The sequence below is a fragment of the Novosphingobium sediminis genome (assembly GCF_007991615.1).
Lineage (GTDB): Bacteria > Pseudomonadota > Alphaproteobacteria > Sphingomonadales > Sphingomonadaceae > Novosphingobium > Novosphingobium sediminis.
The window spans coordinates 220,844-236,401 of the sequence record NZ_BJYR01000002.1; the positions used below are offsets into that span (position 1 = coordinate 220,844).

The window sequence follows — 15,558 nt, forward strand, 5'->3', positions numbered from 1 at the left end:
GAGGAGCGTAGCGACGAAGCAATCCAGAGCCGCTGTGGTCCGAAGCTCTGGATTGCTTCGCTGCGCTCGCAATGACGAGCATTGGGGGATGTAGTATGACCCCCAGCCTCAGTGCAGCTTCAACCTGGGCCGCACGATCTGGTTCACATGCCCGATCACGATCAACGTGATCCCCCGCCACCATCCGTGAATGGCGATCAGGTGCATGCGGTAGAGCGACATGTAGACCATCCGCGCAATCCGCCCCTCGACCCGCATTCGCCCGCCGACAAGGTTGCCCATCAGGCTGCCAACCGTCGAGAAGCGGCTCAGCGACACGAGCGAGCCATGGTCATTGTAGGCGAATTCCTTCAGCGGCTGCCCGGCCTGCGCCCGCACCAGGTTGGTGAACACAAGGCTCGCCATCTGGTGCGCTGATTGTGCGCGCGGGGGGACCGGTCGTTCCTTGCCCGGCAGCAGGCACGAGGCGCAATCGCCCAGTGCATAGATGCGGTCGTCCGTCTCGCTCTGCAGCGTCGGGCGCACGATGATCTGGTTGCCGCGCGTCAGCGCCAGATCGCTCATCGTCTTGATTTCCTCGGCGCCCTTCACGCCCGCCGCCCACACGATGAGGTCCGCATCGATCACGTTGCCATCGCCGGTATGGACCGCGCGGTCCTCCAGCTTCACCACCTGCGTGCGCTCCAGCACCCGCACGCCAAGCCGCTCCAATTCCTCACGCGCGGTTTTAGCCAGCGCTTCATCGAGCGCAGGGAGAATGCGCGGCCCCGCTTCGAGAAGCGAGACTTCGAGCTTGCTCTCGTCGAACACCTCAAGGCCATAGTGCCGCAGCGAACCCGCCGCGTTGTAAAGCTCGGCGGCCAGTTCCACACCGGTTGCCCCGCCGCCGACGATGCTCACGCGCACCTTGGCATCGGGATTGCCGGTGTGGTGCAGGTGATTGGCGCGCAAGCACGCGTTCAAGAGCTTCTGGCGGAACTTGTCCGCCTGAGGCCGGTCCTCGAGAAACATCGCATGTTCACGCACGCCGGGCACGCCGAAGTCGTTGGATATCCCCCCGATCGCCAGCACGAGGTAATCGTAGCGCACGGTGTGCCGCCCGATCACTTCCTCGCCGCGTTCGTCGAGCAAAGGCGCCGTCGTGATCGTGCGGTGCTCGCGGTCGATGCTCTCGATGCTGCCCTGAAAGAAGCGGTAGCCCCAGCGCACCGCATGCCCGCCATAGCCGACTTCATCGAGATTGGCGTCGAGCGAACCTGCCGCCACTTCATGCAGCAGCGGCTTCCAGATATGCGTCAGGTTGCGGTCGATCAGGATGATGTCGTGCTTCTTGCGCCCGTATTTGGCACCCAGCTTGCGCACGAGCTCAAGCCCGCCGGCGCCTCCGCCCACGACAACGATCTGCGTTTTCTGATCCGGCACGCGCATTTCCCCCCGCGCACGAGAGCTGGCGCGAGGGAATTAATGCCAGAAACAGGCCGGAAATAGTAGCCTGTCCGTAGGGGAATGCGGTTGTCAGGCTTTGGTGCGCCCTCCCAGCGTGTCGGCAAACCAGTCGGCAATGTAATCATTGCCAAAACTCATGTTGTCCGCCCCCACGTGCTCCACCCCGCCTTCGCGCGCGGTGAAGATCTTGAGTTCGCGGCGCGGCGAGTTGACCAGCTGCGCATAGCTCTGGTGCGCATAGTCCACGCTGATCTGCCGGTCAGTCGCGCCGTGAGTCACAAGGAACGGCACCTTGATCCGGTCGAGGTGGCCGTTGAGGTTCATATCATTGCTCTTGGCGAGGAAGTCCTCGTGGTCCTTCGCACCAAACACCCAGTAAACGTGGCCCCAGTAGTGCGGCACCGGGTTCTCGCCCTCGCGCGCCATGCGCTTGTCCTGCACTTCGCGCCAGTTGTGGTTGGCGCCCCATGCTGCCCCGCTGGCAAAGCGCGGCTCATAGGCCACCGCACGCGGCGCAAAGTGACCGCCCAGCGAAATGCCGGTCATGCCAATCCGCTTGGGATCGACTTCAGGCCGCGCCTCCAGCCAGTCCACCCACTTGGAGGCCCACTGCTCGGAATAGGGCGTTGCGTTCAGCCCTTGAAGCCGCAGCGCCTCACCGGTGCCCGGCTGATCGACGCACAGCGTATGAATGCCGCGCTGCGCGAGCGCTTCCGGGAAGCCGCCCAGCCACAGCATTTCCTTCATGCTGTCGAGCCCGTTACAATAGACCACGCACGGTGCAGGGCCAGCAACATTCGCGCGGTGGAAATACGCAGCAATCGTCTTCCCCTCATAGGGAATTTCCACGCGCTCGATTGGATCGCCGGCAAACTTCGTGCCGCGCTGGAAGCTATCTAACGCCTTGGCGTAAGTCTGCTCGCGCCCGGCCGATCCATGCGCCTGCATGCGTTCGCCCGTCAGGTAGTAGATCGTCGCGCGCTTGAGCTTGGTCCCGGCCGAAAACTCGCGGCCAAGCGCGAGGTCTTCCCCCGCCAGCTTGACCAGCTTGTCGCCCATCTTCACCCATTCGGCCATGAAATCGGCCGTGCCTGCGTCCGCGCCGCTCTGCGCCTTGGCGAGGAGCGGCTGGATCATGTCGACGATCTCGCCGATCCGCCCGCCGTTCTCCATCGCAATGGCAACGGAGAGGTTCCAGATGTAATTGGGAAAAGGTTCGAACAACGCCATCGGATCAGACCCCTGCCGGCTGGAACAGCGCCGCATCGGGCGCCGGGTGCGGCATCGTCTGCGGACCGCCGACACCGACGCCCCACTGGTCCATGATTTCCGGCGCAGGCGCAATCACTTGCGCCACATGGTTCTCGAAATCGACCTTCTCGAGTTCGGAGGTGTACTCGATCGCAAAACCGGCGGGCGTGGTGAAATAGCTGAAGGTGTTGTTGCCCGCAGTGTGCCGTCCGGGGCCCCAGCGGATATCGATCTTCTGCCGCTTCAGCCGCGCGATCCCGCGCATCATCTCGTCGACGTTGGGCATGTCATAGGCGACATGGTTGAGGCACGGCGGTCCGGGGAGGAGCGCGATGCGATGGTGCGCCTCGTTGCAGCGCAGGAAGCACATGAAGTCGCCCAGCCAGTCGCTCAGCTTGAAGCCCAGCACGTCGATGAAGAACGCCAGTTCCTCATGGTGGCGCGGCGAGTGCATCACGATATGGCTGATCCGCTCAGGGATCGCCTCACGCGGGGCGAGCGGACGGGCCGTGCCGCGCGCCACCCCGGCGGAGATTTCATAGGGCAAGCCGTCCTTGGAAAAGAAGCGGAAGCCGTAACCGCCGCCGAACTGACCCAGTTCCCGAGGTTCGAACACGATCTGGCAGCCATAATCGCGCACCTTCGCGAAGAGCGCATCGACATCGGCGTTGGTATCCGCCGCCAGCGCAATCACATCGACCCGCTGCACCGCGTCCTGCCGCAGCCGCACGACGTAAAGCTCGTCATGCCCCTCGGCGGCGAAATAGACCATGCCGTCCGCTTCGTGGACTTCCTTGAGCTTCCAGTTGTCAGTGTAGAAGGCACGCTCGGCGGCCAGATCGGTGACGGCATAGCCGACATAGCGGATTTCGGTAACGCGGCTCATGAGTTCGCCTCTTTCGTGTCGCCCAGTGATGTGTTGAGCAGTGGTTTGTAGAATTGCCCGCCCTTCATGATGGCGGCAAGATTGCGCTTGTCCTGCAGGATGCGGACATCTGCAGTCGGATCGCCATCGACCAGCAGCAGGTCAGCGAGATAGCCGGTGCGAACCTGCCCGACATCCCAGCCCACCAGTTCGCCGCCGTGCTTCGTCGCGGCAACCAGCGCCTCGACTGGCGTGAAGCCGAACAAGTTCACGAAGTGCTCAAGATCGCGCGCGTTTCGGCCATGCGGATTGTAGGGGAAGCCATAGTCTCCTCCCGGTAGCACGCGGATGCCGCGCTTGCGCATCTCCGGGATCACTTGCTGCCCCAGTTCGATCCCGCGCAGCGCACCGAGTTCGGCGGCTTCCTTGGGGCCGATGCCGAAGTCCTGCGCTTCATAAGCCCGCGCCCACAGCAGGCCGACCGCCGGTGCGGTGAAGGTCTGGTCCTTCTTCGCCTCGAACAGGTCCAGCGCTTCCTCATCAGCGTATGTGCAGTGATAGATCGCGCGGAAACCGGCGCGCAGCGCGCGTTTCACCGCCTCGGCGCCTTGCGCGTGGCAGGCCAGCCAGATGCCCGCCTCGCGCGCTGCCTCGCCAATCGCCTGCGCTTCCTCTTCGGAATACATGAGCGCTTGCGAACCGCCGGGCTGGAAGGCATCGTCACTCGACATCAGGAACTTGATCGTGTCGCAGCCGTCCGCCTTCTTCTGGGCGATGTACTCGCGCAGATGCGGAATATCACGCTGGTGCGTCGGGTCATGCCCCGCCGGCACACCGAGCACGCCTTCCGCGCCCTTTTCGAGTGCCGAGGCACGCAGGCGCGGACCGGGCATGAACCCGCCATCGATCATGTCGCGCAGGGCAGGCTCGATCCGCTCGCCCAGCGAACCCGCCGAATAGACACTGGTGAACCCGTGATCGAGCGTGATCCGCGCGTTCTGCGCCGTGACCAGCACGTGCTGCTCGATGGGCAGCGGCTTCATCGTGTTGATCGTGCGCTCGACATTGGTCAGCCAGGTCAGGTGCCCATGCGCCTCGACCATACCGGGCATGAGCGTGCGGCCCTCGCCTGAAACAACCTTGGCGCCCTCGCGCGGCAGACGCTCATCCCCCCGCGCCACCGCCTCGATCCGGTCGCTGCGCACCAGCACTTCGCCCGGAAACAGCGGCGTGCCGCTGCCATCGAAGATCAGCACATCAGTGAAAAGCGTGCCGCTCATGCGCCGGTGTCCGCGTGAAGGCCCGCGGCGGCAATCCCTGCCAGCGCGCAAAGCTCGTCGTTGTCCGAAGTATCGCCCGTCACGCCCACCGCGCCGAGCAGACCTCCGTCCGCGTCGCGGATCAGCACGCCGCCCGGCACCGGCAGCATCCCGCTCGGGAACGCCGCCTGCAGGCCATTGAAGAACATCGGCATCGCCGCCGCACGCTTGGCAAGCTCACGCCCGCCAAACCCCATGCCGAGGCAGCCCGCCGCCTTGCCCATCGCGATTTCCGGACGGTAGATCGAGGCATTCTCGTCGCGCAGCAAGGTCAGGATATGCCCGCCGCGGTCGAGCACCACGCAGGCCAGCGGCGCGAGGCCGAGACGGCGTCCTTCCGCCAGCGTTTCAGCGGCAATCGTCTGTGCGTGCCCAAGCGTCAACATATCCCGGTTTTCTCCCGGCTCCGTTCTGCTGACAGTCGAACAATCTGTAAAAATGATTGTTTGGATAATTCGGTATAGACTAAATTTATGGAGTGAGCTGCTCACCCTTGCGTGCGATGACCTCGATCCGCTCACGCAGCCAGGTGAGACCGGCATCGTCCTTGCGCCCCGGATGATAGCTCAGCATCTGTTTCATCGCCGGGATCTCGAAAGGTGAAGGCGCGGACGTGATCGCGAAGCGGCCCTTGAGCTGTTCGGCAAGACGCGAATGCATGACCGAAAGCCGGTTGGTGCCTTCGATCAGCCAGGGGACCGCAGTAAAAATCGCCACCGTCGCCTCGATCTTGCGGGTCCGGCCCATGAGCTCAAGCGTGCGGTCGGCATAGGAGTACGTCCTGCCTCCGCCCAGCAGCACCGCGATGTGCCCTGCCTCGAAGAAGGCTTCCTCGGTGATCGTGCCCCCGGCAATGGTGGGATTGCCGCTCCAGCCGACCACCACCTGCGGCTCATGATAGAGCACATAGGACAAGTGGTTCCCGCCGATCACGTATTCAGGCGTGATCGTGATATCGATCTTGCCTTCCTCCAGTTCCTGCACCGTGCCCGGCTGCGGAAGATCGCAATCGACCCGGATGCCGGGCGCTTCCTCGGCCAGTTGCGCCACCAGCGGCACGATCAGCGAGGCAAAGACATAGTCCGACGTCACGATCTTGAAATTGCGCTGCGACGTGCGCGGATCGAAATTGGGCGAGCGCGAGAGCATGACCTCAAGCCCCAGCAGGCTTTCGCGCACTTGCGGCATGAGTTCATCGGCAAACGGCGTCGGGTGCATGCGCTTGCCCTGAAGCTGCAGCAGTTCGTCACCAAAGTAATCGCGCAGGCGGGAAAGCGCCGCGCTCATCGCGGGCTGGCTCAGGTTCAGCCGCTCGGCCGAACGGCTCACGCTGCGCGTTGCCATCAACGCATCAAACGCGACGAGGAGGTTGAGATCGAGACCCTTGAAGCGCATCCTGCCACCACCCTGCGGCTGGAATGCCGCTCTATCTATCCACAACGCTTATACGATTTTATGCATCATGACAATTTTACTTGATTGATGATTTCGCCCAGATCAGCATCAAACAGATGGGAGAAGGTGGAATGGCAATCGATCGGCGCACGTTCGTGGCGGCCACAGCGGCAGGCCTTGCGCTGAGCGCCGCTCCGCGCGCAGCTGCAAAGGCGGTCAAGGCGGCTGCAAAGCCCGGCCCCTTCCCTGCCGATTTCATCTGGGGTGCGGCCACCGCCGGGCATCAGGTCGAAGGCAACAACGTCAACGCCGATTGCTGGCTGCTCGAAAACATCAAGCCCAGCGCCTTCATCGAACCTTCTGGCGACGCCGCCAACAGCTTCGAGCTCTGGCAGACCGATCTGCAGCTGGCAAAGAACCTCGGCCTCAATGCCTATCGCTTCAGCCTCGAATGGGCGCGGATCGAACCGGAACCGGGCCTGTTTTCAATGGCCATGCTCGATCACTACAAGGCCATCATCGAAGGTTGCCGCGCGCTTGGCCTGAGGCCGATCGTCACTTTCAATCACTTCACGACGCCGATCTGGTTTGCATCGCGCGGCGGCTGGATGAACGACGAGGGTCCGCAACTCTTCGCCAACTTCTGCGACAAGGCCGCGCGCCATCTCGCCGAGGGGATCGATCACGCCACCACGCTAAACGAACCGAACCTTTCCGGCGTCCTCCAGTACCTGCTTCCACCATTCCTGATGGATCAGGACAAGGCGATGGTCGAAGCTGCGGCGAAGAAGCTGGGCGTCCCGCTGTTTCTTGCCGGCAACGCACTCTACCAGCCCGATGCGGCACGAGTTCAGGGCCACCTTCAGGCAGCGCACACCATGGGCAAGGCCGCGATCAAGGCAGTACGCGGCGATCTTCCGGTCGGCGTCAGCCTCGCCATAGTGGATGAACAGGAAGTCGAGCGCGGCTCCTCCCGCGATGCGATGCGTGAGAAGTTCTACGGCTCGTGGCTGCGTCTTGCACGCGCTGACGATTTCGTCGGTGTCCAGAACTACGAGCGCGCGCTGTGGGGCAAGGCTGGCAAGCTCCCTGCGCCCGCAGGTGCGCGGCTCAATGGACGCGGCGCGGAGGTCTATCCGCCCTCGCTCGCCGGCGCAGTGCGTTATGCCTACGAAGTCGCCAAAGTCCCCGTCATGGTCACCGAACACGGTGTCGGCACTGATGACGATGCCTTGCGCGCCTGGCTGATCCCTGCCGCGCTTGATGAGCTACGCCTCGCCATGGCTGACGGTGTGCCGGTGAAGGGCTATCTTCACTGGTCGTTGCTCGATAACTTCGAATGGGTGTTCGGCTACAAGATGCACTTCGGCCTGCACAGCTTCGACCCCAAGACCTTCGCACGCACGGCCAAGCCCAGTGCTGGGGTCTACCGCGACTACGTCCAGACCCACACCGCAAAGGCCTGATCCCATGCGCAAGACATTCGCATTCCTGGCTTCCCTGCTGCTGGCGCTCGGCGCGTCCCCGGCCTTCGCGCAAATGCCCGTCATCTCAGTCGATGCGGTGCCGCCAGTCCCCGGCGAACAGATCGTGCTGAACGACGTGCCGGCCGGCAACGAAGTGTGGAGCCGCGTGTTCGGTCAGGTCTGGGCGCGCAATGTCCAGCGTTCCACGCTCTATGTGATCCGCCCGATGAACGGCCGTGCCAACGGGAAGGCCGTCATCGTCGTGCCGGGCGGCGGATACATGTTCGTCTCGATCGACAGCGAGGGCTTCCGCGTGGCGGACCGGCTTGCCGCGCAAGGCTACACGGCGTTCGTCCTCAAGTACCGGGTGAACCCCACCCCGCCGACATCCGAGGGCTTCATGGCAGACATGGCCTCGAAGTTCGGGCAGCTGGGCAAGGGCGAACTCGCCGAACTGCCGCCCGCCGTCGATGATCTTGCCGCTGCCGTCGCGCTTGTCAGCAAGCGCGCAGGCGAATGGAAGATCGACCCCAGGCAGATCGGCGCCATCGGCTTCTCCGCCGGCTCGCGCTCGCTCATCCGGCTGATCGAGAAGCGGCCCGAGGCGGCGCTGCTGCACCATGTCGGCCTCATCTACCCGCCGATGACCCAGACCGTTGCCGGCGGCCCCCGCCCGCCCCTGTTCATGGCGATTGCCGCGCACGATCCACTGTTCAAGCAAGGCGGCCTAAAGCTCGTCGACAACTGGCTCAAGGAAAGCGACGCGGTCGAGTTCCACCTCTACTACGGCGGCGAGCACGGCTTCGGCATGATGCCGAAAGGCACCACGAGCGACCGCTGGATTGACCAGTACCTCGATTGGCTGGCGGTGCAGTGACCATGTTGCGGGGCCTCGGCGCGGCGCTGCTCTTGCTGGTCAGCGCCCCCGCGCTGGCCGGCGAACCGGTGCGTGATTGTCCGCTGGCGACTGCGCCGTTGGGGGTGAGTTCCCCGCTGTCGGACGTACTGATGCATCCCGGCGGCCCCGCCGCGCTGGAAAGTGTTGCGCCCGATCTCGTCACCGGCTTCACCCGCAACTTCGGCGGCGGCGGGCTTCCTCCGGGCTTTGCCAATATCCTCAGCGTCGGCTCGCTCCTCGAAGTGCGCAGCGATGGCAATGCGCTCAAGGCCTCCGTGGCAGCCAAGCTCGCCGCGCTGCCCATCACCGACGCCTTCATCGCCGCCCGCTGCGCGCGCTACGATCATGATCGCCCCGCCCTGCCTAAAGCGGACGGCCGGCCGCAAGTGCTGGTGTTCGAAAAGATCAACGGCTTCCGCGACAACCCGTCGGTCGACGCAGCGCGCAAACGCCTCACCGCGATTGCGGCGACACGCGGCTGGCAGATCGTGTTCACGGACCGCGGCGGCGTGATGAACGCCGAAGACCTCGCCCGCTTCGCCGTTGTCGTGTGGAACAACGTGAGCGGCGATGCCCTTACCCTGCCCCAACGCGCTGCTTTTCAGGCCTACCTCGAACAGGGCGGCGGCTATGCCGGCATTCATGGCTCGGGCGGCGATCCCGTGTGGTTCTGGGACTGGTACGCCGACACCCTGCTCGGCGCGCGCTTCATCGGCCACCCCGGCCGCCCGCAATTCCAGACTGCGACCGTCACCCTCACCGATGACGCGATAACTGGAGGCGCCACTGCGGCCTTCCCGCTGCTTGAAGAATGGTACTCGTTCGACCGAAATCCGGTGGCCGGCGGCGCAGTCGCCGCCGCGACGATTGACGAGAAGGACTACCAGCAGATCGGCTATCGCGGCGAGAGCCTCTCGATGGGCTACCATCCCATCGCGTGGCGCAAGGCCATTGGAGCCGGCCGCATGTTCTACACCGCCATCGGCCACCGGCCGGAAAACTATGATGAGCCGCATGCAGCGGCGCTTCTGGCCGAGGGCATTGCCTGGGCCATGGGAACCAAGGGAACCAAGCCGAATGACTGAACTCGCGCCGATCACAGCGATCTCAACCGCCCTCGTCGTCGGCGGCGGCATCGGAGGCATGGCAGCCGCAATTGACCTTGCCGCTCGCGGTGTGGCGGTCACGCTGATCGATCTCGATCCCGAATGGCGCGTCTACGGCGCGGGCATCACCATCACCGGCCCCACCTTGCGCGCCTACCAGCGCCTTGGCATGGTCGACGACATTGCGCGCGAAGGCGCCATTGTCGCGGGTTCCAGCATGTTCCTGTTCAATGGCATGCACCTGCGCGATCTTGATGAGCCCCCCATCGAGGAAGGCCTGCCCGCCACCGGCGGCATCATGCGCCCGATCCTGCACCACCTCATGCAGCAGCGCATTGCCGCTGCCGGCATCCCGGTGCGGCTTGGCGTGACCGTCGATACGCTCGCCAACCGGGATGGAGGCGTTGACGTCAGCTTCTCCGATGGCACCACCGGCCGCTACGATGTCGTCATCGGCGCGGACAGCGTCCGGTCGCGCGTGCGTGAGCTTGCCTTCCCGCACATGAGCGAGGCCGAGCGGACCGGTCAGGGTTGCTGGCGCGTTTCGATGAAGAAGCCGCCGACGCTCGAGCGCGGCGAGATGTTCTTCGGCCACCGCTACATGGTCGGCATCACGCGCTGCGGGGAGGATCGCATCTACCTCTGGCTGCTCACCCCTCACGCAGACGGCGAAGATCGTCTCGAAGGCGAGGCGCTGGTCGCCCAGATGAAGGCTCACCTCGCCGATTTCGGCGGCAATGCCGGGTGGGTGCGCGATACCATGACCGCCGAGGACTGGGTCAACTACCGCCCCCTCGCCGCCAAGATCCAGCCCCGCCCGTGGTCCGATGGGCGGATCGTTCTGCTGGGTGACGCGGTTCACGCCACCACCCCGCACCTCGCCTCAGGCGCCGGCATCGCGGTCGAAAGCGCGCTGGTGCTGGGCGAGGAACTTGCCCGCGCAGAGAGCGCAGAAGCTGCTCTCACCGCCTACGAAGAACGCCGCTACGAACGCTGCCGCGATGTCGTGGAAACCAGCGTCTCGATCGGCGCCGCGCAGTTGGCTGGCCGCCCCGGCGAGGAAATCGGCGGCATCATGGGCGCCGCGCTTCACCGGCTGGCAGGGCCGTTCTGAAGGCTAGGAATACGGCACCACCCCTCGTCACCCGCGAGCGCAGCGAAGCAATCCGGAGCGTCATGCACTAACGCCCTGGATTGCTTCGCTACGCTCGCAATGACGAACTAAGCGGTCCGAGAACCCTCAATCCGCGTGGCGCAAGTAGGCCAGCGCCATCTTGGCGATCTCGTCCTTGATAAAGCCCCACAGATAGGGATCGCTCGATTCCGGCGTCGAACCCAGACCGAACTGGCGCGCGATCGTGGCAAACACGATCTGGAACACAGCCAGCGCCTTGGCTTCGGGATCGGCGGACTTGATCTCATCGCGGAACGTCAGGATCGCCGCGATCGACATTTCGGATGAACGCCGCGCGGTTTCCTTGCCCGGTTCCGACACCGCCGGATCGACCTCGGCGCGCGCCATGATCGTGCGCAGCAGCGGGGCATATTCTTCAAGGAATGCCGAATAGCGGGCGATGTAGCGCGGCAGAAATTCGCCAAGGCTGGAGGTTTCCGCCAGCACTTCGTCGATCATCACGCGCTCTTTCGCGAGGATCGTCTGGAGCTCCTCCGCGATCACCGCGTGCAGAAGCCGGTCCTTGCTTTCGAAACGCAGGTAGATCGATCCGATCGAGACCTGCCCGCGCTCGCTCACGTCCTGCAGCGTGAAGCTGTCGCCCCCCGTCTCGATCATCAGCGACTTGGTGGCCTCAAGCATCCGTTCGAACGAGGCAAGGCTGCGCCCCTGGCGCGGTTTGCGGCTGAGTGCTTGGAGTGCGAGCGCTTCGGTGTGGTGTGTGGCGGTTGACATTGGCCTTCTAGACCCTACTAAAACAGGAACGTCAATTCTAATTTGATTCGTCGAGTCCGTACCAGATTACCAAACCGGGCGGTCCAGACGGGGGGAGAAGACAAGCAAATGCGTTTCTCGGTGTTCCTCAACGCGCGCACGATGCGACCCGAAGACGATCGTCAGCTGATGAAAGACCTCGAGACGCACGCCCTGCGCGCAGGCGATCTCGGTTTCTCGGCGATCTTCATGCCCGATCACCATTTCAACGGTTACATGCCGGTTGCCAGCGACAGCTTCATCTTCGCCGCATACCTCGCGGCCAAGATGCCGCAGATGCACTTCGGTTTCTCGGTCGTCTCGGTCCCGCTGCACCACCCGGTCCGCCTTGCCGAGCGCATCAACATTCTTGATCACATTACCGAGGGCAAGCTGCTCGTCGGCATTGGCAGTGGCACGACGCCTGAGGAAATGATCGGCTTCGGCGTCAACTACAAGGATGCGGGCGCAATCTCCGACCGCAACCTTGAACTGGCCGAGGCGCTCTGGGCCAAGGCCATGGAAGACCCCGCCATCGAGATCGACAATGGCCCGCATCAGGGACGCGTGCTCCAGCGCATTGCGCCCGCGCCCTTCACAAGCGGCCACGCCCGGCTGATGCCTGTCGCGATGAAGGAAACCAGCGCGCAGCGCGCAGCGACGCATGGCTGGCCCGCGTTCATTCCGGCTTTCACGCCCCCCAGGATCGGTGGCACGGAGCCTTTCGTCCACGTGAAGAAGTTCTTCGACATCTACCGCGACAAGCTGACCGCTGCGGGACACTCGGACGAGGTCGTCGCCAGCGCGCTCGACTGGACGACGCACACCTACCAGTGCGTACACGTTGCCGAGAGCGACGATCAGGCGCGCGAAGAGCTCGAAGTGATCCTCAGGGCCTATCAGGCCGCGGTCGAACGCGAGGCGGAATTCAACGCGCGCGCCGAAAGCAACGCCGAGAACACCAAGACCGACCGCACCCCCAATGCGCTCACCGAAGACTGGATCGGCACCTGGTGCCTCTATGGCTCGCCCGAAACGGTGATCGAGCACCTCACCCCCTACAAGGAACTCGGCATCGGCAACGTGCTGTGCGGTACGACCACCGGCCCGCTTACCGAGGAACGCCTCCGGCTCGGCAACCAGACGCTCGATCTGGTTTCGCGCAAGGTCATGCCGGCATTGGCCTAATCTATACACCGATTAGATTATCCATCACCTTTATGAATGGTTATGGATGAAAACATACTATTTCACTTAATGGAACCGATCAGGCAGGACGTTCCTGTTCCGCCATTCCGGGCCGGACCCCGCTCATGCTGCGCCGCATGGCAGGTCCACCGAAATGGCAGCCCGGACTGACAGCACGGGCACGATATTAAGACCGCTAACCAGACGCCCCGGCTCAAGCGGGGCGCAATATGGGAGGGATCATGCGCAACATCATTCAAGGTACGAGCCTGTTCGCCAGCTGCGCCATCATGGCCATGGCAACACCCGCGCTCGCCCAGCAGGCCGCACCTGCCGATGCCGACGACGGCGTCAAGGAAATCGTCGTCACGGCGCAGAACCGCACGCAGAAGGTCAATGACGTACCGATCGCGATCAACGTGATCAGCGGTGACGAACTGAAGAAGGCGGGCTTCTCGACCCTCAACGACATCGACAAGATCGCGCCTGTCGTCCAGCTCAATCAGGATCAGGGCACCGTCAAAGTCACCGTCCGCGGCGTCGGCACCACCTCGAACGACGAAGCGCAGGACACCTCGGTCGTCATCAACATCGATGGCGAATACATCAACCGTCCGAACGTGATGTCGATGGCGCTGTTCGACATGGACCGCGTTGAAGTGCTGCGCGGCCCGCAGGGCACGCTCTATGGCCGCAACTCGACCGGCGGTGCGATCAACTTCATCACCAGGAAGCCCGGCCGCAAGTTCGGCGCCGATGGCACGATCAGCTACGGCAACTACAACGCCATCCGCGCCGATGCCGGTGTCGATGTGCCGCTCGGCGATATCGCCTCGGTGCGCGTCTCGGGCTTCTATGAAGACCGCGACGGCTACAACAAGCACCCTGCCGGTGGCGGCTTCTTCGTGTTCCCGGCCTATGCCGCGGGCCGCTCGGACGACAACAACGCCTATGGCGGCCGCGTTTCGCTGCGCCTCGATCCCACCGACAAGCTTTCGGTCAATCTTGCCGCCGAATATTCGCAGCGCAAGTTCAGCCCGAGCATCTTCGCGGTGGCCGATCTCAACGGCCCGGGCAATGGCCCGACCGGCGGCAGCTGCAACAACGGCTTTACCCGCGTCGCCGAAGGCTACCCGCAGGTCCTGTGCATCCCCAACAACACCAACCTCGTCTCGAAGATCGACCGCAACGAATACGTCGCGCCGCTCTATGGCATTGGCAAGGTCAAGCAGGACAGCTGGGCCGTGCGCGGGCGTATCGCCTATGAATTCAGCGATGCAGCGACGCTGACCTACATCGGCGGCTATCGCAGCTTCTCGGGTGATCCGAAGAACCGCATCACGCTTCCGGTGATCTACCAGTCGTTCTCTTTCCGGGACGACGCCGGGACGCAGAGCCACGAACTGCGCCTCAACGGCAAGATCGGCGGCGTGATCTACCAGATCGGCGGATTCTACTTCAAGGAGAAGCTGGACCGCGAGAACGGGTTCTTCCTCGGCCCGATCGCACCGCCCGCCGGCACCTACCTCTCCTACTTCGGCCGCAAGATCTCGAGCGAAAGCAAGTCGCTGTTCGGCCAGGTCGAAGTGCCGCTGGGCGACAAGCTGACCGCGGTCGGCGGCCTGCGCTATACCGACAACAAGCGCGACGCGGTCTACATCAACGGCACGCCGTTCGTGAACTACAACACCGCGCCCATCCCGGTGCGCCCGGATTGCCCGACCGTGGGCTCGTGCATTGTCGGCGGCCCCAACTTCACGCTGCTCGGCGCAGGACCGGGGCGCAAGGATCTGAACGCCATCAACGCACAGATCCTGCCGCTCGGCAGCAAGGACAGCAAGGTCACCTGGCTGGCCGGCCTGAACTTCAAGCCGAACCCGGACACGCTGGTCTATCTCAAGGCTTCGACCGGCTTCAAGGGCGGCGGCTTCGATGCTGTCGGCACCTACAAGCCCGAAACCAACACCGCGTTCGAAGGCGGCTGGAAGCAGACCTTCGGCGATCACCGCCAGCACCAGTTCAACCTTGGTGCGTTCTACTACGACTACAAGGACCTGCAGGTCTCGGTGCTGCTCGACACAACGGTGGGCGGGCAGACCTTCAACGCGGGCAAGGCCAGGATCTGGGGTCTCGAAGCCTCGGCCAGCATCCAGCTGGATGATGCAACCAACTTCCACACCTCGGTCAACTACCTGAGCGCCGAGTACAAGGAGCTCCTCGCGCAGTTCAATGTGTTCGACCTCAGCGGCGCTATCAACGGCATCGGCGATCTCGATCCGGCCACGCCCGGCGTGCAGCAGCCGAACTTTGCCGGCAACCGCCCGCCGTTCTCGCCCAAGTTCATCATCACCGCTGGCATCGACCACACCTTCCAGCTCGGCGGCGCGGGCACCCTCACCGCGCGGGCGGATACGACCTTCAAATCGTCGTACTTCACCGACTTCTACAACTACCGCGACGGCACGCAGGAAGCCTTTACGCAGAGCGACTTCAGCCTCGAGTATCAGACCGCCAACAAGCGCTACTCGCTGATCGCCTTCGTGAAGAACCTCGAGAACACCCGACCGCTCACCTACGGCAGCTTTGTTTCCGCTGGTCCGGACGATGTGTTCAACTGGAGCTTCGGCACGCCGCGCACGTACGGCATCCGTCTCGGCGTGAAGTTCTGAGCATCTGATCCCAAGAGGGGGCGTTTGG

The 15,558-nt window shown here is 63.7% G+C and carries 13 protein-coding genes; 6 read left to right on the top strand and 7 right to left on the bottom strand.

The window, feature by feature from the left end; translation table 11 throughout:
• Window positions 1-108: 108 nt before the first annotated feature.
• The 6 genes from NSE01_RS02055 to NSE01_RS02080 form a co-directional block, all read right to left on the bottom strand.
• Window positions 109-1,428, bottom strand: a complete 1,320-nt coding sequence (locus tag NSE01_RS02055) for an NAD(P)/FAD-dependent oxidoreductase (protein WP_147157955.1) — start codon at window positions 1,426-1,428, stop codon at window positions 109-111.
• A gap of 87 nt (window positions 1,429-1,515) precedes the next feature.
• Window positions 1,516-2,676: an alpha/beta hydrolase gene (locus NSE01_RS02060; RefSeq protein ID WP_147157956.1), complete on the bottom strand. Its 1,161-nt coding sequence runs from the start codon at window positions 2,674-2,676 to the stop codon at window positions 1,516-1,518.
• Between the two features lie 4 nt (window positions 2,677-2,680).
• Window positions 2,681-3,583 (bottom strand): VOC family protein, encoded by a 903-nt coding sequence (locus NSE01_RS02065; protein WP_147157957.1) that lies wholly within the window; start codon window positions 3,581-3,583, stop codon window positions 2,681-2,683.
• Window positions 3,580-4,842: an amidohydrolase family protein gene (locus NSE01_RS02070; protein WP_147157958.1), complete on the bottom strand. Its 1,263-nt coding sequence runs from the start codon at window positions 4,840-4,842 to the stop codon at window positions 3,580-3,582. Before NSE01_RS02070 ends, NSE01_RS02065 begins: the two co-directional genes overlap by 4 nt.
• Entirely contained in the window at window positions 4,839-5,267 is a 429-nt protein-coding gene (locus NSE01_RS02075) for a GlcG/HbpS family heme-binding protein (RefSeq protein WP_147157959.1), read from the bottom strand. Before NSE01_RS02075 ends, NSE01_RS02070 begins: the two co-directional genes overlap by 4 nt.
• A gap of 85 nt (window positions 5,268-5,352) precedes the next feature.
• Window positions 5,353-6,276, bottom strand: coding sequence for a LysR family transcriptional regulator (locus NSE01_RS02080; protein ID WP_147157960.1), 924 nt, complete (start codon window positions 6,274-6,276; stop codon window positions 5,353-5,355).
• Between the two features lie 131 nt (window positions 6,277-6,407).
• Between NSE01_RS02080 and NSE01_RS02085 the strand changes: the two genes are divergently transcribed.
• The 4 genes from NSE01_RS02085 to NSE01_RS02100 are packed head-to-tail and all read left to right on the top strand — an operon-like array spanning window position 6,408 to window position 10,860.
• On the top strand, window positions 6,408-7,742 hold the full coding sequence (locus tag NSE01_RS02085; RefSeq protein WP_147157961.1) for a family 1 glycosylhydrolase: 1,335 nt from the start codon (window positions 6,408-6,410) through the stop codon (window positions 7,740-7,742).
• Window positions 7,743-7,746: 4 nt separating this feature from the next.
• Window positions 7,747-8,619, top strand: coding sequence for an alpha/beta hydrolase (locus NSE01_RS02090; protein WP_147157962.1), 873 nt, complete (start codon window positions 7,747-7,749; stop codon window positions 8,617-8,619).
• A 2-nt stretch (window positions 8,620-8,621) separates the two neighbouring features.
• Window positions 8,622-9,725, top strand: coding sequence for a ThuA domain-containing protein (locus NSE01_RS02095; protein WP_246134994.1), 1,104 nt, complete (start codon window positions 8,622-8,624; stop codon window positions 9,723-9,725).
• Window positions 9,718-10,860: an FAD-dependent monooxygenase gene (locus tag NSE01_RS02100; RefSeq protein WP_147157964.1), complete on the top strand. Its 1,143-nt coding sequence runs from the start codon at window positions 9,718-9,720 to the stop codon at window positions 10,858-10,860. Before NSE01_RS02095 ends, NSE01_RS02100 begins: the two co-directional genes overlap by 8 nt.
• Window positions 10,861-10,986: 126 nt before the next feature.
• On the opposite strand, the gene NSE01_RS02105 is transcribed toward NSE01_RS02100, so the two are convergent.
• Window positions 10,987-11,655: a TetR/AcrR family transcriptional regulator gene (locus NSE01_RS02105; protein WP_147157965.1), complete on the bottom strand. Its 669-nt coding sequence runs from the start codon at window positions 11,653-11,655 to the stop codon at window positions 10,987-10,989.
• Between the two features lie 108 nt (window positions 11,656-11,763).
• Here NSE01_RS02105 and NSE01_RS02110 point away from each other — a divergent pair, with 108 nt between their 5' ends.
• Both NSE01_RS02110 and NSE01_RS02115 read left to right on the top strand, forming a co-directional pair.
• Window positions 11,764-12,861, top strand: coding sequence for an LLM class flavin-dependent oxidoreductase (locus NSE01_RS02110; protein WP_147157966.1), 1,098 nt, complete (start codon window positions 11,764-11,766; stop codon window positions 12,859-12,861).
• A 242-nt stretch (window positions 12,862-13,103) separates the two neighbouring features.
• A complete protein-coding gene (locus tag NSE01_RS02115) occupies window positions 13,104-15,530 on the top strand; it encodes a TonB-dependent receptor (RefSeq protein ID WP_147157967.1) in 2,427 nt (808 codons plus the stop codon).
• The last annotated feature ends 28 nt before the right edge of the window (window positions 15,531-15,558 follow it).

Coding starts and splice junctions, on each gene's coding strand:
- NSE01_RS02055 (WP_147157955.1), bottom strand. CDS start 1,428: ATGCGCGTGCCGGATCAGAAAACGCAGATCGTTGTCGTGGGCGGAGGC.
- NSE01_RS02060 (WP_147157956.1), bottom strand. CDS start 2,676: ATGGCGTTGTTCGAACCTTTTCCCAATTACATCTGGAACCTCTCCGTT.
- NSE01_RS02065 (WP_147157957.1), bottom strand. CDS start 3,583: ATGAGCCGCGTTACCGAAATCCGCTATGTCGGCTATGCCGTCACCGAT.
- NSE01_RS02070 (WP_147157958.1), bottom strand. CDS start 4,842: ATGAGCGGCACGCTTTTCACTGATGTGCTGATCTTCGATGGCAGCGGC.
- NSE01_RS02075 (WP_147157959.1), bottom strand. CDS start 5,267: ATGTTGACGCTTGGGCACGCACAGACGATTGCCGCTGAAACGCTGGCG.
- NSE01_RS02080 (WP_147157960.1), bottom strand. CDS start 6,276: ATGCGCTTCAAGGGTCTCGATCTCAACCTCCTCGTCGCGTTTGATGCG.
- NSE01_RS02085 (WP_147157961.1), top strand. CDS start 6,408: ATGGCAATCGATCGGCGCACGTTCGTGGCGGCCACAGCGGCAGGCCTT.
- NSE01_RS02090 (WP_147157962.1), top strand. CDS start 7,747: ATGCGCAAGACATTCGCATTCCTGGCTTCCCTGCTGCTGGCGCTCGGC.
- NSE01_RS02095 (WP_246134994.1), top strand. CDS start 8,622: ATGTTGCGGGGCCTCGGCGCGGCGCTGCTCTTGCTGGTCAGCGCCCCC.
- NSE01_RS02100 (WP_147157964.1), top strand. CDS start 9,718: ATGACTGAACTCGCGCCGATCACAGCGATCTCAACCGCCCTCGTCGTC.
- NSE01_RS02105 (WP_147157965.1), bottom strand. CDS start 11,655: ATGTCAACCGCCACACACCACACCGAAGCGCTCGCACTCCAAGCACTC.
- NSE01_RS02110 (WP_147157966.1), top strand. CDS start 11,764: ATGCGTTTCTCGGTGTTCCTCAACGCGCGCACGATGCGACCCGAAGAC.
- NSE01_RS02115 (WP_147157967.1), top strand. CDS start 13,104: ATGCGCAACATCATTCAAGGTACGAGCCTGTTCGCCAGCTGCGCCATC.